Below are 23,930 nucleotides of genomic sequence, written 5' to 3' on the forward strand. Positions count from 1 at the left end.
AGGTTCTATTAGTTATGACAGAAATTTCATAATATCTTCATCTACCGAACTGATACCACCGATTCCGAATTGGTCTATCAACACATTTTTTACGTTCGGAGAAAGGAAAGCGGGGAGGGTAGGACCCAGATGAATGTTTTTCACTCCCAAAGCTAATAAGGCCAGCAATACGATAACGGCTTTCTGTTCATACCAAGCAATGTTATATACAATAGGCAACTTGTTTACATCATCCAAACCGAAGATTTCTTTCAGTTTCAGGGCAATGACGGCTAGTGAATAACTGTCGTTACACTGTCCTGCATCCAGTACACGGGGAATACCGTTGATATCACCTAAAGACAACTTGTTGTATCTGTATTTTGCACATCCGGCTGTCAGGATAACCGTATCGTTCGGAAGTTTCCGGGCAAACTCTGTGTAATATTCACGACTCTTCATACGTCCGTCGCATCCTGCCATGACAAAGAACTTACGAATCGCACCGCTCTTTACAGCTTCTACTACTTTGTCTGCCAAAGCCGTCACTTGCGCATGGGCAAACCCGCCGATAAGAGTACCGTTTTCTATTGCTACCGGTGGCTGGCATTGCTTGGCGTGGGCAATCAGTGCAGAGAAATCTTTTGGTTTTCCGTCCTTACGTTCCGGGATATAATGTGCTCCTTCCAGTCCGCAAGCACCGGTGACATAGATACGATCCTTGTAGCTGGCGTTGGAACGTGGAGGAACAATGCAGTTGCTTGTAAACAGAATCGGCCCGTTGAAACTTTCAAACTCCTCCTTTTGTTTCCACCAGGCATTCCCGTAGTTTCCTGCCAGATGTTTGTATTTCTTTAGTTGGGGATAGTAATGGGCCGGAAGCATTTCGCTGTGAGTATAGATGTCTATTCCCGTACCTTCCGTTTGTTCCAGCAGTTCTTCGAGGTCTTTCAGGTCATGCCCGCTGATAAGGATACCCGGATTGTTGCGTACACCGATATTGACTTCGGTAATTTCGGGATTGCCGTAACTGCTTGTATTGGCAGTATCCAGTTGTGCCATGGCAGACACCCCATGTTGACCTGTCTCCAGTGTAAGTTGAACCAGTTCTTCCATAGTTATATCATTGCGGGTCAGTTCAGCTAATGCATGTTGCATGAAGGCGAAGATTTCCGGTGACTGGTAACCCAGGTTATGTGCGTGCTCTACATAGGCTGCCATTCCTTTCAGTCCGTAGTGCACCAGTTCTTTTAACGAACGGATGTCTTCGTCTGGTGTGCGAAGCACCCCCACTGTTTTAGCCTTTTCTTCAAATTCATCTTCATTGCCGTTCCAAAGACATTCGTCGGGAGCGTTTTTGATAGAAACCTTACCGCCCAGTTCTTTTTTCAAGCGTAGTCCTTCCTTTATTTTCCCAATAATGGCTGCTTTGTCAAAGTTGGCATTGGTAATAGTGATAAAGAGAGAATCATAGATAAATTTGTCCGCTTCTTCGGAGGAATGTCCTTCTTTACGCAGGTGTTCGTTGTACACGGCAATTCCACGTATTACAAAGAGTAACAGGTCTTGCAGGTTAGCCACTTCGGATGTTTTACCGCATACTCCTTTTAAGGTACAACCTGTACCCATTGCGGTTTCTTGACATTGATAACAGAACATACTCATAACATTTACGTTTTAATTAGTCTTCTTGATTAATGAACGCAAATGTAGCGCAAAGGTTGCGGGCAGTTCTGTAACTAATGTTACAACAATGAATATTTTTTTGTGGATACCGGCAAACTCTATTGGATAAGCCGGACAAGCTCTTCTTTTTGAAGGATAGTGATCTGTTTCCGGTCGGCAGTGAGTAATCCGTCTTCCTGCATGTGTGCCAATTCGCGTGCCAACGAAGGACGGGATACTCCGAAATAATCACTTAATTCCTGTTGCGATCGGTCGAGGGTGATATGTAACTGTTGTTGCTGCTTATATAGGCGAAGTAAATAAGAAGCAATCTTCTGCCTGATAGTCTTGAAAGACATGAAAAAGAGCTTGTCGGATAAAGTCCGTGCGTAGTTGGCAGAAAGGTTCATATAATTTTCGAGAAACTGCTCGTTCTTGCGGAACAATTCCAGAACACTTGTTTTAGGAATTTCTATAACCTCTGTCGGTTCGTTGGCTGTCACCTCCACCGGATAACGATTTTCTTCGCCAAACAGAAAAAGCGGGGCAATCGCTCTGGGGGCGGCAATATCTTCTACCTTTATTAATCTTCCGGAATAGTCTATCATTTCTCCGCGAACACTGCCTTTGGTCAGAATGACGAGGCGGTTGCATACATCCCCCTGCCGTGCCAGAATTTCCCCTTTCTTATAAGAACGGGTGTGGAAACTTATTTCTTCCAGATTGGCGGATAGTTTTTCCGGAGTTATTCCCCGGAATAACGGATTATTGATAAGTACGGGTATCATAGGCTACTCTGTTATTTGAATTTTAATATGAACTTAGTCTCTTTATCATCCGGAATCAATGTTAGGCTACCACCCGAAAGCCTCATAATCTGGCGGGAGATGCTTAGTCCGATTCCGCTTCCTCTTTCTTTGGTCGTAAAGAAAGGGATGAATATATGTTCCGCAAATTCAGGAGGGATAGCAGGGCCATTGTTTTTTATCTCAATCAGTACTTCTTCCGCGTCGTTGCAATGAGCCTGTATCGCAATGCGTCCGCCGGGCTGATTGCCGATTGCCTGCACTGCGTTTTTCAGAAGATTGATAACGACTTGTGAAATGAGATTCTCGTCTGCATGGAGGATCAGGTCGGCGGGAATAACCTCTGTATGGAAAGTAATATGATTACACGGATTCTGGTGCCGGGTCAGTTCGACCATTCGTTCGATGAATGCTTTCAAATAAAACAAAGAAGGCTCCGGAGTCGGGATACGTGTGAATTTTCGGTAAGATTCGACAAAAGAAAGCAAGCCTTTGCCGGTGGTACTGATAGTCTGCAAGCCATGGCTGATTTCTTCGTCTTTATCTTTCACCATGGACAAAAGTGTATCACTTAACGAGGTGATAGGAGTGACGGAGTTCATAATTTCATGGGTGAGTACACGAGTTAACCGAATCCATGAATCGATCTCTTTTTCATCCAGTTCGATGTTGATATCATTCAGAGCCAGGATACGCAAATGCTCTTTATGAACATTAATTTCCGAAACACGTATGGATAGATTGACTGTTCCCCGTTCGTTATGAAACATGACTTGTAGTTTATCCCCCGGGCGGCAGTTTTCCATTTTTTCCATGAGTGTAGCGTCTACTTTACTTAACTGGCGGATATGTGTGAATATGTTGAGTCCCAGAAGCCGGAGTGCTTCTTTATTCTTCTGATATACAGCTCCATTGTCATTGAGCACTAATAATCCCGTACTCACGAAGTCGAGTATCAATTCGTAATACTTCTCTTGTTGGGCTGTTTCTGCTTTTACATTGTATAAAATGTGTCCCACCCGGTTGAGTGCCTGATTGATCTGCCTGCTTTCCGGAGTACCGTATTCCTCAGGGAAGTGAAAGGAATTATCATTATTTTCCAATGCATCAATCATAAAAAGTACCTGTTTGACGTGGGTACGGTAAAGTCGGATTTGCCATAATATGCATAGGATTAAAAGGCAAATACAGACTCCAAACCATGTATAAGATTGAAGGATACCGAAACGGGCGGTGACTGTACAAACGAGTACTGTCAATACGACTCTGAACCAGTACTGCCGTGTTATATATTGAAGATACCGGTTCATAATCCGAATTTTTTCATCTTGTTATAAAGTGTCTGCCGGGTAATTCCTAACTGGGTGGCTACTGCCGACAAATTTCCGGCACAAGCCTCCAATGCTTTCCGTATCATTTGTTTCTCCATATCTTCTAAAGTGGAAATGTTTCTTTCCGGAGATTCTATTTTCCGGGAAGATAATTGAAGGATCTCAGCAGGAATCAGCGGCTCATCGTTAATGATGACAACTTTCTCAATAACGTGCTCCAGCTCACGGATATTTCCGTACCAAGGATGTATTGACAGTTTTTCTTTTGCCGCAGAACTGAATTTCATCGGCTCTTTGTCGTATTGCTTGCAGAAGCGGATCATGAACCTTTCGGCAAGAGGAATAATATCTTCTTTCCGTTCCCGGAGTGAAGGTATCTCTATATGGATTGTATTGATACGATAGAGCAAATCTTCCCGGAATTCTCCGTTATCTACCATTTCTTGCAAATTACGGTTGGTGGCACAAATCAGGCGGATGTCGATCGGCATCGGGCTATTGCTTCCCACTCGCACGATGCTTCTTCGTTGAATGGCAGTCAGCAGTTTGGCTTGCAGATGATAGGGCAAGTTTCCTATCTCGTCAAGGAATAACGTACTTTTATCTGCGGCTTCGAACTTACCTGTCCGGTCGGTATGCGCATCTGTGAAAGACCCTTTCACATGGCCGAAAAGTTCACTTTCGAATAGTGACTCAGTGATAGCTCCCATATCTACGGCAATCATTTCCTTTTGTCGTCGATTGGAAAGCGCATGGATTTCTCGTGCCAGAATTTCTTTCCCTGTTCCGTTTTCACCTGTAATCAGGATGTTGGCATCTGTAACGGCAACCTTTTCAATCAACATTCGGAGTTGTTGCATGGCTTTACTTTCTCCCCAATATATCGGCTGGACACCGGCGGATTCCTTTCTTGCTCCTCCTTTTTTTTCGTTTCTCACAGACTGTGCGGCGGTTTGTAAAGTCTCTACCAGTTTTTGGTTGTTCCAGGGTTTCACGATGAAATCCGTCGCTCCTTCCTTGATTCCCCGGATAGCGAGTTCAATGTCGGCGTATGCAGTAAAGAGTACGATGGGAAGTTCCGGACGTACTTTCTTTATCTCGTGCAACCAGAACAAACCTTCATTACCGGTATTGATTCCCGAAGTGAAGTTCATATCCAACAATATCACTTCCGGCATTTCTTCCTGCATCACAGTGATGAGGGTGACAGGTGAAGAAAGTGTGACGACCTTTGAAAAATAACTTTTCAGCAAGATCTCTACGGCAGTCAGTACTCCTTTGTTGTCGTCTACAATGATGATTGTTCCCGATTTACTCATATTCGATTAAGTTTATCAGGTACAAACTTACGAAAAAATCTCTGGAAAAGCCGAATGAGAAGGGACAAATAGTAATTCCTTTTTATACCCATGAAGGAAGTGGCCTGTCCGACACAGAAAATCATCTGAAAGAAGCATGTAGCGGAGCTACTATATTGAAAGGATTGGCAATACGGGGAACAATAGCACAAAAATCATAGGAACAGGCCAGAAAAACTGTGTTGTCATGGTTAAATAAATATTTGACCTAAATTATCCCAAAATGAGCTAGGGCATTATAAATGCCGTCCTCGTCCACATCGTCTGTAACATAGTCGGCATAGTTCTTGATCAAATCCGATGCGCCGCCCATCGCAATACCGGTTCCTGCCGCACGGAGCATGGGTATATCGTTGCCACCGTCTCCGAATGCCATGCTTTCATCCAAAGAAAAACCTAAATAATCTGCCATATCAGCCATTCCTGAAGCCTTGTTCGTATCGGCAACATTCACATCTGCGAAATACGGATTCCAACGCGAAACAGTCAAGTTGGGAAGTTGCGTCATAATTTCCTTCTCTACATCTTCACCACAATAAATGCAAAGTTGGCGACACTTACACGCATTAAATTCCTTGTCTATGTCCACAACCAGAGGAATCGGATGATTGGTAAGTTCGGAAAGTGCTATAACGGTATCATTTACATAATTGACAAGTATTCCTTTATCTACTTCCAATGCCAAAGGGAAACTATATTTTTCTGCAAGATTACGGACTATTCTGAAATCTTCATGACTGATTTGGCGGGAAGTGATTTCAGTGCCGTCACGGAGCAGGCAATGGGAACCGTTCAGTGAGACGACCGCATCATACGGGATGGCGTCCAGTTCGCCAAGGTCTGTCGCCACTCTGCCTGTTGCTATAATAATCTTAATGCCATTGTTATGTACCTGATTTAGGGCATCAATCGTTGTTTGTGGTATTTTATGTGTTTTGAAACTGATTAGAGTTCCGTCCACATCAAGAAAAATCGCTTTAGTCTTCATTTTACGTCCTTTCTTTTTTTATTGTGATACTACAGATTTGGCAGTCAAGAATCAAAATGGTTTGACTGCGTTACCTCGATTTTAGCCTTTCTTTCAAACCTCCTTTGTTTTAGGAGGTTTGAAAAATTTTCCAAATTTACGAAAAATATTTTATAGCCATTGGAACTTTAATCCGAAAGATAAGCTCAAATAATCACGGGGGCGGAGATAACTATTTTGTACGGCACTAACCAGATAAAGGTCACAAGTACTTATTTCATAGAAAAAAGTAACCGACTTAGCTAAAAATCTGCGTTGCGGGTCAATGTCATAAGTCAGTCGTTGTCCCATATAAATATGAATACGTACTTTGCTCGAAAATCCATAATACCCTTTAGGATAACGGTCCGGTTCGTTTACCCAGAACTGATCTCCGAAGACTGTGTTCAGGTAGAGTCCGCAGGCAAGAGGTTCCGTCGAGAATCCTTTTCCTATATTAATACTCCAGGGCATATAGTTCTGTTTCAGTGTCATTGTCACTTTTGTCTTTTTCGACGAATATTTCGGGATGAATCCGAGCAATATATCTGTTTCCCATTGATTCCGTTTTCCGTAATCCCACCCTGTACCGAAGGAGAGCAATCCCATGTTTCCGGCATATTGGATTTTAGCATGAGTCGGGATAATCCGTTCCCAGTTTTTGCGGAAGCGATGTACCCGATTGTCATAACCGGTTCTCTTTACAGCTTTGGGTATAACGGGTAGCACAGTGTCTGCCTTGATGATAGTAAACAAAGAGTCTCCTGTATGAAAGGCGATAATTGAGTCAGCTTTTACTGCAAAATATAATGAATCGCGCTTATATGTATTGATAACTGTATCTGTTTTACAAGTAGCTGAACTTGGACAGGTAAAGAATAACAGGATAATTATCAGTCCTGCCCGTCCGATGTATTTAATATTTAACCAGTTCATATTCATATTTCTCCGAGGTTATGGTAAATACCAGGTAAGTACGCTTGTCCATGCTGTCACTGGTAACATAGTGTATGCCGTCATCAAAAATCACATCATCCCGATAGTGATGAGTATGGGCGGCAGTGCAAAACTGAATTCCGGGATATTGTTTGACATAATGCTGGAACATTTTTACTACATTGTCATTGAATACGTCTGTATACGGTCGTGCATGCATACTTATGACTGTTTTGTTAAATTCATCTGTCCTGTTTGTCAGTTCATTTTCCATAAAGGTGAAATCCGGTACAGGTTCTGAGTAATCATATTCCAATGCATTCGTATTGAGACAAACGAATTTCACATCACCGGCAATAAAGGAGAAGTTGGTAGGACCGAATATCGCTTTGTACGTTTCTGCCCCCGTACCCAGACAATCATGGTTTCCTATGAGGGTTACATAGGGAACACTCAATCCGTTCATAATATCCCGTTGCCAAAGAAATTCTTTAGTAACTCCGAAGTCACTCATATCTCCGCCATGAATAACGAAGTCGATATCATTTCTCTTATTGATTGCTTTTACGAAATCCTCCGTTTCATCGTACCACCGTTGTGAGTCGCCCATAGTGACAAAGCGGATTGTCTTTTTACCTTTACAGTCAGCTTCTATTTGTTCAATGTTATGAGCGTTTACATCTGTCTCTCCACTGATACGCACATCATAGGGATGATAGTCGATCATACCACACCCGGTCAGAAGCAGACAGGACAGAAGAGTGAATAAATTCTTGTTTAACATAAATAAAACATTTAGTTATTGAAAACTTGATGCGAAGATAGAGTTTTCAAATGAGATAACGATGATTACTTATGATAAATAGGAAAAAAAGAACAATAAAGAGGCGGAAATATCTACTTTCGATTCTTTATGAGAAAGAACTGAACTATTGATCTTTGTCTAATAATTAGACATCACTGTCTAATTATTAGACAAAAACTATCTGATGTTGAATGGTATAACTGGTTGATAATGAGTGAAAAGATGACTTTGGCATACTTTCTGTTTTTCAAATTGAAGATATAACAAAATAAATTAATGATGAGACACTTTTATTATACGATTCAAACGTTGCTCCATGAACGAGGCGTGAATATTATCAAGATTATCTCAATGACATTGGGGATATTTGTTGGTATCTTATTGTTTTCCTGTGTTGCTTTCCAGTTGAGTTACTATAATTTTTGTCCTCAGTCGGAGCAGTTATATGTCACATATATGGATGGACCTTTTACTTATAGTCCTTTTTCAGCGGCTATGCGTGAGAACTTCCCGAAAGAAGTGGAGGATGCCACCATATTGAGGGACATGGGAACAAATGTTTTTTATAATGGAAATGTTCGCCTAACGGAGTCTACGATATATGCTGACGAGCATTTGTTTTCCACATTGGGTTTAAAACTGTTAATCGGTAAGGCAGAAGAACTAACCCGTCCTGATGTTTTATTCATATCCCGTTCGTTGGCGGAAAAAATAAGAGAAGGGAACAGTTTGGAAAGTGTTATAGGCAAGACTTTATCCGTTGACCGCAAAGAGCCGATGAGCATACGTGGTGTCTTTGAAGATATGGGTGAAAACGCAGATATACATTTTGATGTAGTGGTACCGATGAGCAAGTTGTGGAATCTGGCTCGTGGGGGCTGGGGATATGATATCAGTTATATGTCGATTATTCGTTTTCGCGATCCTGCTAAAGATATAAAGGCGGTGGAAGCACGAATACCTGATATGCTTAAGAAATACATGGCTGACTCCTCGAATAAAAAGAAATCTCATCGTTTTTCTTTCCGTCCTTTATTAGAATATCATACGGCAGATCCGACAGTACGGCTTATGATATTAATGATGTCCGTGCTGGGGATTGCAATCTTGTTGATTGCAGCTTTTGATTATGTGCTCATTGCCGTTTCATCTTTAGCCAGGAGGGCAAAGTCTATCGGAGTACACAAATGTTGTGGTGCAACAGATAACAGTATTTTTAGAATGTTTCTGACAGAGACAGCTCTTGTTCTTTTCATTTCAGTATTGCTGACGATGTTGCTCATTTTTCAGTTTCGGGAGTTTGTGGAAGAAATTGCCGGTATACGTTTAAGTTCACTTTTTACGTGGCAGACACTTTGGGTACCGTTGACCGTACTTTTGGTTGTTTTTATCTTGGCGGGCGCCATACCGGCAAGCATATTCGCATCAATTCCTGTAACGCAAGTTTTTCGACGTTATGCAGAACGTAAGACATCTTGGAAACGTCCGTTGTTGTTTATCCAATTTGCCGGTATGACTTTTATTTTAGGTTTTCTTATGGTTGTATTCTGCCAATATCACATGGCGATGAACAAAGATTTGGGATATAATCCCGAACGCGTGGTAATGGGTTGGAAGAAGCTGGGCAGTAACCGGCAAAATGCCAAGAGTTTTTTTATGAATTTGCCTATGGTTGAGGAACATGGGGTAGGTCAGCAGGCCATCTGGAGAAGTTGGTCGGGAGAGGTGTTCAATGTGGGGGAAGGACGGACTATCAAAGGCCGGTTTGAGTGGATCGGAGATGATTTTGTACCTATGATGAAAATACAGATATTACATGGCAAAAATGTAACATCTCCAAAAGAGGCCTTAGTGAATGAAGAGTTTGTACGTCGGGCCGGATGGACGGATGAGCCGATAGGGAAACAGTTGTCTATATGGGGAAAGGAAGTTACAATCGTTGGCGTAATGAAGAATTTCTCTGTTCAAAGTGTATATCATCCTCAGTATCCGGTATTACTGTTGGGAAGCGGTAGTGATTCTAACCCGGGACTTCATTACGTACGATTGAAAGAGCCTTTTGATGAGAACCTGAAGAAACTGAATGCATTAATGGCAGAAACTTTTCCAACAGAAGACGTTGTCTTTTATTCGCTGACTCAAAAGCTGGATGAGCAATATACGGATATTACACGTTTTCGGAATGCAGTACTTTTGGCGTCAATCTCTATTTTCTTTATAGCCTTAATGGGATTGTTGGGATATGTCGGTGACGAGATTCGTTTTTGCAGGAAAGAGATTGCTATCCGAAAAGTGAATGGTGCGGATACTTGTGGCATATTGAAATTGTTTTCCGCAAACGTATTGTGGACAGCCCTTCCGGCGGTGCTTATCGGTGCAGGACTGGCCTATTGGATAGGTATGAAATGGTTGGAACAATTTAGTGAATCCGTCAATCTGAGTATTTGGTTATTTGCCGGAGTCATAGCGTTTGTATTAGTTGTGATACTAGTTTGTGTAATACTTAAAGCATGGGAAGTTGCTAATGAGAATCCGGTGAACAGCATAGCGAATGAATAATTGAAATATAATGAATTTAAAATATAATTGAGAAAAATGATACAAATCGAAAACATCAGTAAAGTATTCCGTACTTCCGAAGTGGAGACGGTTGCATTGAATCATGTAAATCTAGAAGTAAAAGAAGGAGAGTTCGTAGCTATTATGGGACCCTCGGGCTGTGGTAAATCCACTTTGTTGAATATCCTCGGACTTTTGGATAATCCTACCGAAGGCTCCTATCAGTTAATGGGGCAGGAAGTTGCCGGGCTGAAAGAGAAAGAACGTACTCATATGCGTAAGGGTAAGTTAGGTTTTGTATTTCAGAGTTTCAATCTGATAGACGAATTGAATGTTTATGAAAACGTAGAACTTCCGCTTACTTATCTGGGACTAAAATCTTCCGAACGTCGCCGAATGGTAGAAGATATTCTGAAACGGATGAACATCAGCCACCGTGCCAAACACTTCCCGCAACAACTCTCCGGCGGGCAGCAACAACGTGTGGCAATCGCCCGTGCGGTTGTCACCAATCCTAAACTAATTCTTGCCGATGAGCCTACGGGTAACCTTGATTCAAAGAATGGTGCCGAAGTAATGAACCTGCTGACAGAACTGAATAAGGAAGGAACTACAATTATTATGGTGACTCACTCACAGCATGATGCGAGTTTTGCTCATCGCACTGTACATTTGTTCGATGGAAGTATTGTAGCGAGTGTAACAGCCTAAATGAAAAATCGACAATGAGACAAATCTACTATACTTTATGCACATTGTTACGCGAATGCGGGTCGAATATCATAAGAGTAATATCCCTCTCTTTAGGTCTTACCATTGGTGTGCTGCTTTTCTCACAAATAGCCTTTGAACTGAGCTATGAACAATGCTATCCGGAAGCGGAACGTCTGGCTCTTGTGCGGTGTCAGATGACAAATGCCAGTACAGGAGAGACAAGAGGGGATGATGGAGAAAATAGCTATGATTATACCGTCTTTGATGTGGTGGCAGCTACTTTGGCGCAAGATATGCCCGATGAAATAGAAACAGCCAGTTGTGTACTTCCTCAAACAGGTTTTAGTATTTATTATGAAGATAAACTGCTATCTGATATAAATTACATCTACGGAGACACTTGTTTCTTTCAGACCTTCGGCATACCGGTACTGAAAGGAACCCCCAAAGATATGATTATGCCCGGAAGCGTTTTTGTATCTCAAAGCTTTGCCCGTAGAATATTTGGGGATGAAAATCCTATAGGAAAGGTGCTTTCGGCAGATAAACGACATGACTTTATCATTCGTGGCATATATAAGGACGTACCGGAAAATACGATGCTCGTTCACGACTTTGTTGTGTCTGTTCATCGGAACGGTGGTTATCAGGGAGGAGCAGGTTGGAGAGGAAATGATGTCTTTTATGCTTTTCTCCGTTTACGCGATGCTTCGGATATTGATAAGGTGAACAGTAATATTCAGCGAGTGATTAAAAAATATACGTCTTTGGATTTGGACGGCTGGAAAGTTGAATTTAGTGCTATCCCACTGGTGAAGCGTCATTTGTCCTCTCCTGAAGTACAGAAACGGCTGGCTATTTACGGATTCCTCGGCTTTGCTGTTTTCTTTGTAGCAATCATGAATTATATGTTGATATCCATTGCCACTTTGAGCCGCCGTGCGAAAGGAGTAGGTGTACATAAATGTAATGGAGCTAGTTCGACCAATATCTTCAATATGTTTCTGGTAGAGACAGGAGTCCTTGTCATTATCTCCGTATTACTTAGCTTCTTACTGATTTTCAATACACGTGGTTTGATTGAAGATTTACTTTCTGTCCGGCTTTCCTCGCTTTTTACATGGGAAACATTATGGGTGCCGTTACTCACTATCCTTGTACTTTTCATCGTGGCGGGCGGCATGCCGGGACGACTATTTTCACGTATTCCTGTCACGCAAGTGTTCCGTCGGTATACCGACGGAAAGAAAGGTTGGAAACGCTCTCTGCTATTTGTGCAATTTACAGGAGTATCTTTCGTTTTGGGGTTACTATTGGTCACTTTATTACAGTACAGTCATCTTATGAACCGAGATATGGGGATCGTTGTGCCTGGTTTGACTCAAGCCGAAAGTTGGCTTCCCGGAGAGACGGTAGCGCATATAAAGGATGAATTGCGCCGCCAACCCATGGTAGAAGGAGTAACGGTTGCAGCGAATAGTGTGCTTGGCGAGTATTGGACACGAGGGCTGATAAATAATGAGGGTAAACGGATTACTACACTCAATTTCAACTATTGCCATTATAATTATCCTGAAGTAATGGGCATCAAAATAATAGAAGGAACTGATTTGAAAAAGCAGGACGATCTGCTGGTAAATGAAGAAGTGGTGCGCCTGATGAAGTGGACCGACGGTGCAGTGGGGAAGCGGTTGAATGACGTTCCGGGAACGATTGTAGGTGTTTTCCGGGATATCCGTAACACTAGCTTTTATTCACCCCAGTCTCCCATTGCGCTGATCGGAGATGAGAAGTATCATGCGAATCATGCATTCAATGTTCGCCTGAAAGAACCTTATAGTGAAAATCTGAAACGTCTGAATAAGTTTATGGAAAATACATTCCCGAATGTCGCTTTACGCTTTGTCTTGGTTGATGATATAATAAAAGGTGTATATAAAGATGTGTATCGTTTCCGCAATTCCGTCTGGATTACTTCTGCTTTCATTCTGCTGATTGTCATCATGGGACTGATTGGCTATGTGAACGATGAAACTCAACGCCGGAGCAAAGAGATAGCTATCCGGAAGGTGAACGGAGCTGAAGCCTCACACATCTTGAGGTTACTGACACGCGATATTCTTTGCGTTTCCGCCATTTCTATCCTGATAGGTACGGCTGTGTCTTATTTTGCAGGACGGGCATGGCTCGACCAGTTTGCAGAACAGATTGATTTGAATCCGTTACTTTTTATAGGTACAGCCTTATTTGTTCAATTGCTGATTATACTTTGTGTGGTACTCAAAGCATGGTATATTGCCAATGAAAATCCGGTAAAGAGTATCAAAAACGAATAGAAATAATAGGCAGAATAGGGTAGATACTACCTTATTCTGCTATCGGATGTTGTTTGGAAACCTTCTTGATATAGATTATTAAACTGACTACCGCCGTGATAAATGCCAACGCATCCGACACCGGCATACTAATCCAGATCCCCTTCAATCCCCACCAGTTAGGGAAAAGTAACAAACAAGGCAACAAATAAAGCAACTGCCGTGTCAACGACAGGAAAATACTTATTTTAGCCTTGCCGATGCTTTGGAAGAAGTTACCGATAACAATTTGTGCTCCTACGAATGGGAACATAATCACCGTGATGCGAAGCCCGTCGACGGCAAGATCGATCAAATGATCGCTGTCTGTGAAAATGGCCGATACTGCATGGGGAAAAAGTTCACAGATAAAGAATCCGCTACTGGTGATAACCACCCCCGAAACAATTCCCAGTTTCAACGTCTGTTTCACCCGGTCTATCTTCTGTGCTCCGAAGTTGTAGCCTACAATAGGCTGCATTCCCATAGTTAATCCGAGCACAATCATTACATAAAGCGTTAGCAACCGGTTGATAATACCATATGCCCCGATAGCCATATCGCCTCCATGATTTTGTAGACTGTTATTGATAATGATTACTATGACACAAGCACATACATTCATCAGGAACGACGACATGCCGATAGCGAAGATATTGCCGACGATTCTACGCTTCATCTTCCATACCTTCCCTTCAAAATGTACCGTACTGTCCTGCTTGAAGAAATGGCTCACTACCCACACCATACCGATCAACTGTGAAATGACTGTTGCCGTGGCAGCTCCTCGCATTCCCCATTCAAAGTGAAAGATAAAGATAGGAGCGAGGATGATGTTGGAGAGCACCGTTGCCATGGAAGTAATCATAGCCTTCTTCGGATATCCGGTGGCACGCATCACGTTATTCAGCCCGATCATCGTATACGTGATCGGTGTTCCCAATAAAATAACCTGCATAAAGCTGCGGGCATAAGGAAGCGTATCTGCGCTGGCACCGAAAAAGACTAGTATATCATCGAGGAAGATAAAAGACAATATTCCGAAAAAGAAAGAATTGGTGATACAAAGCATTAACGTGTGCGACAGGATTTCCGTAGCCCCTTTCATATCTTTCTGCCCTAGCCGGATAGATGCGAGCGTGGAACCTCCGGCAGAAACAAGTGTACAGAAGGCAACCACCAGATTCATCAGAGGGAAACTCACCGCCAGTCCGGCGATAGCCATGGCGCCTACACCGTGCCCGATGAATATGCTGTCAATAATATTGTAGATAGAAGTAATTGTCATCCCGATAATGGCAGGGATAGAATACTGCAACAGCAGTTTGCCGATACTCTCTTTTCCTAATATATGCGGGTCGTTTTTACTCATGCGCCTGAATCTTTAATGTTGGATGAAAAACGAAAGTTACGTTTTTTTAAGTAGTGCAAAGGTACGAATAATTTGCCTGATTCGATGATTATTCGGAACTTTGCACAAGTCAATACACAAGGTTTAACGTTTAAGGTAAAAAGAAAGTTTAGCTATGGATACAACAAAAATAATTGCAGTATTATTCGATTTTGACGGTGTGATTATGGACACCGAAACCCAGTATACTGTCTTTTGGAACGAGCAAGGGCATAAGTACCTAGGGGAAGAAGACTTCGGCCGCTGTATTAAAGGGCAAACATTGACACAAATCTATGAGAAATATTTCTCGGACAAACTGGAAGCTCAGGAAGAAATAACCGCCCGCCTCAATCTCTTTGAGAAAGCGATGTCCTACGAATATATTCCCGGTGTAGAAGCTTTTATCGCTGACCTTCGCCGTCATGGTGCAAAGATAGCGGTGGTGACCAGTTCCAATGAAGATAAGATGCAGAATGTTTATAACGCTCACCCCGAATTTAAAGGAATGGTAGACCGAATTCTGACCGGCGAGATGTTCGCCCATTCCAAGCCTGCTCCCGATTGTTTCCTGTTGGGTATGGAAGTATTCAGTGCGACTCCCGAAAACACCTACGTATTTGAAGACTCTTTCCACGGGTTGCAAGCCGGAATGACATCCGGTGCTACCGTTATCGGTCTCGCCACTACTAACACACGAAAGGCCATTACCGGAAAAGCACACTATATAATAGATGACTTTGCGGAAATGACCTACGAAAAATTGCTTACGATGCAACGTTAACGCTATTTCCTACAATATTTCAGTTTATCCTTTCAATCGTTGCAAGGCAATTTTAGAGAACGATTGAAAGGATTTCTTGTTTTTCTTTCCCAGTTATGAATTAAATGTTATAACTTTGCCACAATTTTTGATAGCATCCGACGCTATTATGGTACTTTAGTTTTTAATTTAAAATTTAAAAGACATGGCTGGTTATATATCAGATGATACAAGAAAAGTGACTACTCATCGCCTGGTTGAAATGAAACAGAGAGGCGAAAAAATATCTATGCTTACTGCGTATGATTACACTATGGCACAAATTGTAGACGGTGCGGGAATGGATGTAATCCTTGTAGGCGACTCTGCTTCTAATGTAATGGCGGGTAATGTGACTACATTGCCTATCACTCTCGACCAGATGATTTATCATGCTAAATCCGTGGTTCGCGGAGTAAAACGTGCTATGGTGGTAGTCGATATGCCTTTCGGTTCCTATCAGGGAAATGAAATGGAAGGCCTTGCTTCTGCTATCCGTATTATGAAAGAAAGCCATGCAGACGCATTGAAACTGGAAGGTGGAGAAGAAATCATCGACACGGTGAAACGTATTATCAGTGCAGGCATTCCGGTCATGGGACACTTGGGACTAATGCCGCAGTCAATCAATAAATACGGAACCTATACTGTGCGTGCCAAGGACGATGCTGAAGCGGACAAACTGATTCGTGACGCTCATCTGCTTGAAGAAGCGGGTTGCTTCGCCATTGTTCTCGAAAAGATTCCCGCTACTCTTGCCGAACGTGTAGCTGCCGAACTGACAATCCCTATTATCGGTATTGGTGCCGGTGGTCATGTAGACGGTCAGGTATTGGTTATTCAGGATATGCTTGGGATGAACAACGGATTCCGTCCGCGTTTCCTTCGCCGTTATGCCGATTTATACACGGTAATGACCGACGCGATCAGTCGTTACGTATCCGACGTGAAGAATTGCTACTTCCCCAACGAGAAGGAACAATATTAAGATAATATATGGCAGTTAAATTGTGGACAGTACATTTTATGCGGATATGTGTAGCTAATTTGCTGTTGTTTATATCCTTGTACGTGTTGTTTCCGGTGCTTCCCATTGAAATGTCGGAACGTCTCGGATTGCCGGTGACGGAGACAGGGGTTATCTTTCTCTTTTTCACGCTGGGAATGTTCCTTATCGGTCCTTTCCATGCCTATCTGGTAGATGCATACAAACGTAAGAATGTATGCCTGTTTTCTTTTGCCCTTATGGTAGCGGCAACGGTAGGTTATGCTTTTGTGACGAACATTACGGAACTTATCCTGCTGAGCACCGTGCAGGGACTGGCATTCGGTATCGCTACTACCGCAGGAATTACGCTAGCCATTGACATTACGAACTCTACGCTTCGTAGTGCCGGAAACGTCAGTTTTTCATGGATAGCACGACTGGGAATGATTCTCGGAATTATCCTCGGCGTCTGGTTCGACCAACACTATGCATTTAAGACTTTGCTAACGGTATCCGTTACCACTGGTGCTTTGGGGATTCTGACAGTAGCCGGTGTTTATGTTCCCTTTCGTGCACCGTTTGTCACTAAGCTGTATTCATTCGACCGCTTTCTGCTGCTTCGCGGGTGGGTTCCTGCCATAAACCTGATCCTGATAACGTTTATACCGGGGTTACTGATTCCGCTTGTACATCCTTCCCTCAACGATATCGTACTGGGAGATACGGGTGTATCTATGCCCTTTTTCGCCGGAGTGGGAATGGGCTATCTGGCTTCCCTGGTTATCGCTCGCTTGTTTATCCTGAAAGAGAAAACGCTGAGGTTGGTGATTATGGGACTCGGATTGGAGATACTGGCAATCTGCCTGTTGAAAGCAGGTTATTCTAGCGGTATTTCTTCCGTTCTGCTGGGATTGGGATTAGGACTGATAATGCCGGAATTTCTGGTGATGTTCGTAAAACTGTCTCACCATTGTCAACGGGGTACAGCCAATACAACTCATCTGCTGGCTGGTGAAGTCGGCATTACACTTGGAATTGCTGTTGCGTGCTATATGGATACGGATACCGATCAAATGTTTTACATAGGACAAATCGTTGCTTCGGTCGCCTTATTGTTCTTTGTGCTGATAACGTATCCATATTATATCAAAAAGAAAGTGAGATAAGGCGTCATTATCCCTACGGCATTATGACGCTATGATATAAAAATAGTGACGCTATTACTTGCGGATAGCGTCACTATTTTTATATAGATTCGGTTCTTAATTCCGGCTTACTTGTTTTACTCCCTTTACCGTCCGTAGCTTCTTGATAAGAGCTTCCAGATGTCCGGTGTCACCTACCATGACAGTCAACGTTCCGGAGAACAACCCGTCGTTGGAATCAATCCCGATAGAACGCAGCGTGATACCATTCTCTTTGGAAATGATAGAAGTGATATTTGTTACGATACCGATATCATCATGCCCTACAACACGCAGCGTAATAGGATATTGCGTACCTACCGACTTACCCGCCCAACGTGCTTTCACAATCCGGTAGCCGAAACGCTCGCGCATTTGCGTAGCATTCGGACAGTCTGCCCGGTGAATCTTGATACCTCCGCTCACTGTCACGAATCCGAACACATCATCTCCGTAAATAGGATTACAACATTTTGCCAGTTTAAATTCCAGTCCTTTCAGGTTCTGGTCGATCACAAGCACATCCTCTTTGGATGTTGATTCCTCCTGTGCGGCTTGCAAATTGTAACCCTCGGCGCTACGGTAAATAATTTCATCATGCGTGTCGTTATCCCGTTTCTGCTGTTCGACATATTTATCCAGCGTCTCGTTGACATCCAGCGCTCCGTCCGCTATTTTCTGATAAAACTCCGTCACATTTTTGAATCCCAGACGCTTGATAAGGCGCATCATTGTCGCTTCATCATATTCCAGTTTGCGGTTTTTGAACTTTCGTTCCAGCGTCTCTTTAGCGAAAGCGTGCTGGCGTGCCACCATTTCTTTGAGTGCCTGCCGTATCTTGGTGCGTGCTTTAGAGGTCGTCACGATGTTCAGCCAGTCCTGTTTTGGTGTCTGGGTGTTCGATGTCATGATTTCCACCTGGTCGCCGCTGTTAAGCTTCTGTTTCAACTGTACATTTTTGCCGTTCACTTTGGCGCCGATGCATTTGCATCCCAGCTTACTGTGAATATGAAATGCAAAATCGAGTACAGTAGCTCCTTTGGCAAGTTTGAATAAATCCCCTTTCGGGGTAAATACAAATACCTCGTCTTCGTAAAGGTCCATTTTAAACTGGTCCATAACCTTCATCGAATCGTTGTCGGCGTTTTCCAGTGCCTCCCTGACGGAAGTCAGCCATTCGTCCAGTCCCGTCTCGCCTTTGATACCTTTATATCTCCAGTGGGCGGCCAAACCCCGCTCTGCGATTTCGTCCATTCGGCGGGTACGGATCTGTACCTCCACCCATTTTCCTTCCGGCCCCATGACGGTGATGTGCAACGACTCATAACCATTACTTTTCGGAATCGAGAGCCAGTCGCGCAGACGCTTCGGGTTCGGTTGGTACATATCCGTCACAATAGAATACACCTGCCAGCACTCCTGCTTTTCCTTAGCGGGTTCCGGATCGGAATCCAGGATAATACGAATAGCGAACAAGTCATAAATCCCTTCAAACGGAGTCTTCTGCTTCTGAATCTTGTTCCATATAGAATGTATCGACTTGGTGCGTCCCTTAATGTCGAACGTCAGTCCGGCTTCCGCGACCTTCTTTTTTATCGGTTCGATGAAGGCGGCAATATATTTGTCGCGGGAAGCTTTCGTCTCGTTCAGCTTCTCCTTTATATAATAATACGTTTCCCGTTGGGTGTACTTCAATGATAAGTCTTCCAGCTCCGACTTTAGCTTGTAAAGCCCCAGCTTGTGTGCCAGTGGAGCATATAGGTATGCTGCCTCATTCGCAACCTTGACGCGGTCTTCCTCGTTTCCGGTATCCTTAATCTGGCGCATTACGTTCACACGGTCGGCAATCATAATCAGGATCACACGCATATCTTCGGCAAATGACAGGAGAAGGTTGCGGAAATTCTCCGATTCGATAGCCGGACTCTTGGAGTACAGTTCATTCGTTTTCACTAGTCCTTTGATGATACTGCCTACATCTTCCCCGTATTCGGTGTTCACGTCCTCAATGCTCAGGATATGTGCTTTCACAATTTCATGCAGCATGATTCCGATAAGGCACGAACCTTTCATTCCGATTTCCTCGGCTACGATAACAGCCGTTTGTAAATCTCTGATGACGGGATTCATCCCGAAGTTATTGCGTTGCAACCCGTTACATTGGGCGGCTTTGATTAGATGTTTCTTTAACTTTTGGCAATCCCTCCAGGAAATACTGTCTCCGGCGGATTGCATTAAATGCCGGTAGAGTGAAAAAAGCTCCTTTTTTTCCTCTGATGTAAAAAAGTCGTCCATATTCAATCTTGTTAATTCGACGTAAAATTACTTTTTTTCTTGGTTATTCGGTAAGAAGTAAATAACATTTTGTATTTTTGGGCATCAATTAATTAAAATAGATAGTATGATAACGACACAGGACAAAGAGTTGCTTGCCAAAAAAGGCATCACGGAAGCGCAAATAGCAGAGCAACTAGCATGCTTCCAGACGGGTTTCCCTTTTTTGAAACTGGATGCGGCTGCTTCCATAGAGAAAGGTATCTTAGCTCCCGATGCAGAAGAACAAAAAGCTTATTTAGCTGCTTGGGACGCATATAAGAACACAGATAAGACTATTGTGAAATTCGTTCCTGCCTCGGGTGCTGCGAGTCGTATGTTCAAGAACTTGTTCGAGTTTCTGTCTGCCGAATATGACAAGCCCACTACAAAGTTCGAACAGGCATTTTTTGACGGTATCAGGAATTTTGCTTTCTATGACGATTTGAATGTAGCCTGCCAGCGTACTGCCGGAAAAGACATACCGGGACTACTGGAAGAAGGCAACTATAAAGCTGTGGTAGCCGCATTGCTCGAAACGGCCGGATTGAATTACGGCGCACTTCCGAAAGGGCTGCTCAAATTCCACAAATATCCCGAAGGCCCGCGTACCCCGCTCGAAGAACATCTTGCTGAAGGTGCTATGTATGCTGCCGGAAAAAGTGGCAAGGTCAATGTACATTTCACTGTATCTACGGAACATCGCGAACTATTCAAGAAACTAGTGGAAGAGAAGACCGGAGAATTTGCGAAACGCTACGGAGTGGATTACTACATCACCTTCTCCGAGCAGAAACCGAGCACGGACACTATTGCAGCCGATATGGACAACCAACCGTTCCGCGATAACGGTAAACTGTTGTTCCGCCCGGGAGGACACGGTGCGCTAATCGAGAACCTCAATGACCTTGACGCCGATATTATCTTTATCAAGAATATCGACAATGTAGTGCCCGATAAACTGAAAGCTGACACAGTGACTTATAAGAAACTGATTGCCGGTGTACTGGTAACTTTGCAGAAAAAAGCTTTCGAGTATCTTGAGTTGCTTGATAGTGGAAAATATACGCATGAGCAAGTTATGGAAATTCTTCAGTTCCTGCAAAAACAACTTTTCTGCAAGAATCCCGAAGTGAAAAACCTCGAAGACGCCGAGTTGGTGATCTATCTGAAACAGAAGTTGAACCGTCCGATGCGTGTCTGCGGTATGGTGAAGAACGTAGGCGAACCGGGTGGTGGTCCGTTCCTGGCATACAATAGCGACGGAACAATCTCCCTGCAAATCCTCGAAAGTTCTCAGATTGACATGAATGACCCTGCAAAAAAGGAAATGTTTGAGAAGGGAACTCACTTCAATCCGGTAGACTTGGTTTGTGCTGTTCGTGATTACAAAGGACATAAGTTTGACTTAGTGAGATTTGTAGATAAAGCAACCGGTTTCATTTCATATAAATCGAAGAATGGTAAAGACTTGAAGGCTCTTGAGCTTCCCGGCTTATGGAATGGTGCCATGAGTGACTGGAATACGGTATTCGTAGAAGTACCGCTTACTACCTTTAATCCGGTAAAGACTGTAAATGACTTGTTGCGTGAGCAACACCAGTAATCAGATGTTGAAAAAACAAGATGATAATTACAGCCAATTATAGATATTAGAGAAAGCGACCGCTTGATAATTTAGGATTGAGCGGTCGTTTATATGTCACAGACCTATAAAAAGAGTGTTTAGATGAATCAGATTGAGAAGATTATTGATATTGCTACTTGGAACAGAAAAGAACATTTTGAACATTTTAGTGCCTTTGACGATCCTTTTTTCGGTGTAACGGTCAATGTAGACTGTACCCGTGCTTACCGGGAAGCCAAAAATAAAGGCGTTTCCTTTTCCCTTTTGCTCCTGCATCGTATCATCACGGCTGCCGCCAAAGTAGAAGAGTTCCGTTATCGTATCGAAGGAGAAAAAGTTGTATGTTATGACAGTCTCCTGCCCGAAGCTACCGTAGGTCGTGCCGACCATACATTCTCATTCGCTTCCTTTGAATACGATCCCGATGAACTGACCTTTATCCTCAAAGCGAAAGCTGAAATGGAACGACTGCAAACTACTACCGGATTGAATAAGGAAGGAACTTTTCATCCCAATGCCATTCATTATTCGGCAGTGCCCTGGCTCACCTTTACAGACATGAAGCACCCCACGAACATGCGTTCGGGTGACAGCGTACCGAAAATATCCACAGGAAAATACTTTCGGGAAGGGGAGAAGTTGATGTTACCTATTTCCGTCACTTGTCACCATGGGTTAATGGACGGTTATCATGTGGCAAAATTCATCGAATCTCTTGATTTGTAGGTTCGCACCAATTTATAAAGACTAAACAAACCATATATGAGACCAAAGGTATTAAAGTGGGAGGTCATCATTCTTTGCGTAATACTATTTTTTCCGGGGATTTCCTTGAATGCACAGGAGGTTCGGCAGGATGATATTTATGAAATCCGGCAAAGCAGTTTCTCGAGGTATGGATTTGATACGCTCTCTGTGCATACTCCTCATCGCTTTATTCATCGTCTGGGGGTGGAAGTCCGTCCGCAATATGTGTTTCCTACCAATCCCTTCTTGCAGGGAGAAAACGAACGCTGGCAACCCATTCAGACCTCTTTTGCCGCTCATTTGAAATATTCATTCCAATTCCGTCCCAACACCTGTGCCGACCGTATTTATGGTGGTGCTTATCAGGGATTCGGCTTGTCCGCCACTACCTTCGGAGATAAAAAACAACTTGGAGATCCTATCTCATTTTATGTGTTTCAGGGGGCGCGGATTGCCCGGTTTAATCCCTGTCTTTCGCTCAACTACGAATGGAACTTCGGTCTGTCCGCCGGTTGGAAACCGTATGATAATGATTATAATTCCTATAATGGTGCAGTCGGTTCGCGAATGAATGCCTATATTAATGCCGGTATCTATCTGAACTGGGCATTTTCCCGTTATTTCGACTTAATCATTGGCGGTGATTTCACTCATTTCTCTAATGGCAATACCAAATTCCCGAATGCAGGGGTAAATACCACCGGAGCCAAAATCGGATTGGTGTATAACTTTAACCGTACAGAAGAAGAACTTACAAAGTCTCTGCTTCGGCCGGCTATTCCCCGCTTTCCGCGTCACATAAGTTATGATCTGGTATTATTCGGCTCATGGCGGCGAAAGGGGGTATATATAGGAGACGGGAGACAGATTGCCTCGCCCGGTAGTTATCCGGTGGCAGGATTCAACTTCGCGCCGATGTACAACCTCGGTTATAAATTTCGTGTTGGTGCCTCGCTCGACGGAGTTTACGACGGTAGTGCCAATGTATATACCTATATGGAAGATTATATTGTCGATTCGAATGGAAACGGCACGCCTCCTCCACGTCAATTTCTGAAACCGGGCATCCAGCATCAACTATCACTCGGCGTGTCGGGACGTGCAGAGTATGTGATGCCATATTTTACAATCGGCGTAGGCATCGGAGCCAATGTGCTCGGCCGTGGTGACTTGCGGGGACTTTATCAGATATTAGCCCTGAAAATAGGAATTACCCGCAGTACTTTCCTCCACATCGGTTATAATCTTCAGAACTTCCAGACCCCTAATTATCTGATGCTCGGCTTAGGTTTCCGTTTTCACAATAAATATCCAAAAGTACGTCACTAAAAAAGCCATATTTCATCGAAATGTACTAATTTTGCAT

General features: G+C 43.3%; 19 protein-coding genes. 10 read left to right on the plus strand and 9 right to left on the minus strand.

The features are described from left to right. Positions 1-12: 12 nt before the first annotated feature. The 4 genes from hcp to CGC64_RS12505 all read right to left on the minus strand — a co-directional run bounded on the left by hcp (position 13) and on the right by CGC64_RS12505 (position 5,100). Positions 13-1,644: a hydroxylamine reductase gene (gene hcp / locus CGC64_RS12490; RefSeq protein WP_022041436.1), complete on the minus strand. Its 1,632-nt coding sequence runs from the start codon at positions 1,642-1,644 to the stop codon at positions 13-15. 119 nt (positions 1,645-1,763) lie between these two features. After that, positions 1,764-2,432, minus strand: coding sequence for a Crp/Fnr family transcriptional regulator (locus CGC64_RS12495; RefSeq protein ID WP_005676118.1), 669 nt, complete (start codon positions 2,430-2,432; stop codon positions 1,764-1,766). Positions 2,433-2,443: 11 nt separating this feature from the next. Continuing rightward, a complete protein-coding gene (locus CGC64_RS12500) occupies positions 2,444-3,760 on the minus strand; it encodes a sensor histidine kinase (RefSeq protein ID WP_032854977.1) in 1,317 nt (438 codons plus the stop codon). Further along, a complete protein-coding gene (locus tag CGC64_RS12505; protein WP_005676115.1) occupies positions 3,757-5,100 on the minus strand; it encodes a sigma-54-dependent transcriptional regulator in 1,344 nt (447 codons plus the stop codon). The genes CGC64_RS12500 and CGC64_RS12505 overlap by 4 nt, the downstream gene beginning before the upstream one ends. Between CGC64_RS12505 and CGC64_RS19340 the strand changes: the two genes are divergently transcribed. Further along, entirely contained in the window at positions 5,082-5,300 is a 219-nt protein-coding gene (locus CGC64_RS19340) for a flavodoxin (protein WP_005676116.1), read from the plus strand. The genes CGC64_RS12505 and CGC64_RS19340 overlap by 19 nt on opposite strands. A gap of 47 nt (positions 5,301-5,347) precedes the next feature. Here the strand turns inward: CGC64_RS19340 and CGC64_RS12515 are convergent, their stop codons facing one another. The 3 genes from CGC64_RS12515 to CGC64_RS12525 form a co-directional block, all read right to left on the minus strand. Next, on the minus strand, positions 5,348-6,127 hold the full coding sequence (locus CGC64_RS12515) for a Cof-type HAD-IIB family hydrolase (protein ID WP_005676113.1): 780 nt from the start codon (positions 6,125-6,127) through the stop codon (positions 5,348-5,350). A gap of 150 nt (positions 6,128-6,277) precedes the next feature. Then, positions 6,278-7,081 carry a hypothetical protein gene (locus tag CGC64_RS12520; RefSeq protein ID WP_032838089.1) on the minus strand — a complete coding sequence of 268 codons (804 nt, stop codon included), beginning with the start codon at positions 7,079-7,081 and terminating at the stop codon, positions 6,278-6,280. Then, complete coding sequence (locus tag CGC64_RS12525) at positions 7,062-7,865, minus strand: metallophosphoesterase family protein (RefSeq protein ID WP_005676111.1); 804 nt, start codon at positions 7,863-7,865, stop codon at positions 7,062-7,064. The genes CGC64_RS12520 and CGC64_RS12525 overlap by 20 nt, the downstream gene beginning before the upstream one ends. A 297-nt stretch (positions 7,866-8,162) precedes the next feature. On the opposite strand from CGC64_RS12525, the gene CGC64_RS12530 reads away from it, so the two are divergent. The 3 genes from CGC64_RS12530 to CGC64_RS12540 are packed head-to-tail and all read left to right on the plus strand — an operon-like array spanning position 8,163 to position 13,495. Continuing rightward, complete coding sequence (locus tag CGC64_RS12530; RefSeq protein WP_005676110.1) at positions 8,163-10,445, plus strand: ABC transporter permease; 2,283 nt, start codon at positions 8,163-8,165, stop codon at positions 10,443-10,445. A 36-nt stretch (positions 10,446-10,481) separates the two neighbouring features. After that, a complete protein-coding gene (locus tag CGC64_RS12535) occupies positions 10,482-11,156 on the plus strand; it encodes an ABC transporter ATP-binding protein (RefSeq protein ID WP_005676109.1) in 675 nt (224 codons plus the stop codon). A 14-nt stretch (positions 11,157-11,170) separates the two neighbouring features. After that, the gene (locus tag CGC64_RS12540; protein ID WP_032854976.1) at positions 11,171-13,495 is read left to right on the plus strand and encodes an ABC transporter permease; all 2,325 of its coding nucleotides are present in this window, start codon (positions 11,171-11,173) and stop codon (positions 13,493-13,495) included. Between the two features lie 31 nt (positions 13,496-13,526). Here CGC64_RS12540 and CGC64_RS12545 read toward each other — a convergent pair whose 3' ends face one another. Further along, complete coding sequence (locus CGC64_RS12545; protein WP_005676107.1) at positions 13,527-14,885, minus strand: MATE family efflux transporter; 1,359 nt, start codon at positions 14,883-14,885, stop codon at positions 13,527-13,529. Between the two features lie 154 nt (positions 14,886-15,039). Here CGC64_RS12545 and CGC64_RS12550 point away from each other — a divergent pair, with 154 nt between their 5' ends. The 3 genes from CGC64_RS12550 (at position 15,040) to CGC64_RS12560 (ending at position 17,859) form a co-directional block, all read left to right on the plus strand. Further along, a complete protein-coding gene (locus CGC64_RS12550; RefSeq protein ID WP_005676106.1) occupies positions 15,040-15,687 on the plus strand; it encodes an HAD family hydrolase in 648 nt (215 codons plus the stop codon). Positions 15,688-15,871: 184 nt separating this feature from the next. Beyond that, positions 15,872-16,693: a 3-methyl-2-oxobutanoate hydroxymethyltransferase gene (panB, locus tag CGC64_RS12555; protein ID WP_005676105.1), complete on the plus strand. Its 822-nt coding sequence runs from the start codon at positions 15,872-15,874 to the stop codon at positions 16,691-16,693. 8 nt (positions 16,694-16,701) lie between these two features. Further along, a complete protein-coding gene (locus CGC64_RS12560) occupies positions 16,702-17,859 on the plus strand; it encodes an MFS transporter (RefSeq protein WP_005676104.1) in 1,158 nt (385 codons plus the stop codon). Between the two features lie 96 nt (positions 17,860-17,955). Here the strand turns inward: CGC64_RS12560 and CGC64_RS12565 are convergent, their stop codons facing one another. Then, the gene (locus CGC64_RS12565; protein WP_005676103.1) at positions 17,956-20,172 is read right to left on the minus strand and encodes a RelA/SpoT family protein; all 2,217 of its coding nucleotides are present in this window, start codon (positions 20,170-20,172) and stop codon (positions 17,956-17,958) included. A gap of 106 nt (positions 20,173-20,278) precedes the next feature. Between CGC64_RS12565 and CGC64_RS12570 the strand changes: the two genes are divergently transcribed. The 3 genes from CGC64_RS12570 (at position 20,279) to CGC64_RS12580 (ending at position 23,893) form a co-directional block, all read left to right on the plus strand. Then, positions 20,279-21,796, plus strand: a complete 1,518-nt coding sequence (locus tag CGC64_RS12570) for a DUF4301 family protein (protein ID WP_005676102.1) — start codon at positions 20,279-20,281, stop codon at positions 21,794-21,796. A 123-nt stretch (positions 21,797-21,919) separates the two neighbouring features. Then, the gene (locus CGC64_RS12575) at positions 21,920-22,543 is read left to right on the plus strand and encodes a chloramphenicol acetyltransferase (protein ID WP_005676101.1); all 624 of its coding nucleotides are present in this window, start codon (positions 21,920-21,922) and stop codon (positions 22,541-22,543) included. A gap of 36 nt (positions 22,544-22,579) precedes the next feature. Further along, the gene (locus CGC64_RS12580; protein ID WP_005676100.1) at positions 22,580-23,893 is read left to right on the plus strand and encodes an acyloxyacyl hydrolase; all 1,314 of its coding nucleotides are present in this window, start codon (positions 22,580-22,582) and stop codon (positions 23,891-23,893) included. Positions 23,894-23,930: the final 37 nt, after the last annotated feature.

It is taken from the genome of Bacteroides caccae (genome assembly GCF_002222615.2).
Classification (GTDB): domain Bacteria; phylum Bacteroidota; class Bacteroidia; order Bacteroidales; family Bacteroidaceae; genus Bacteroides; species Bacteroides caccae.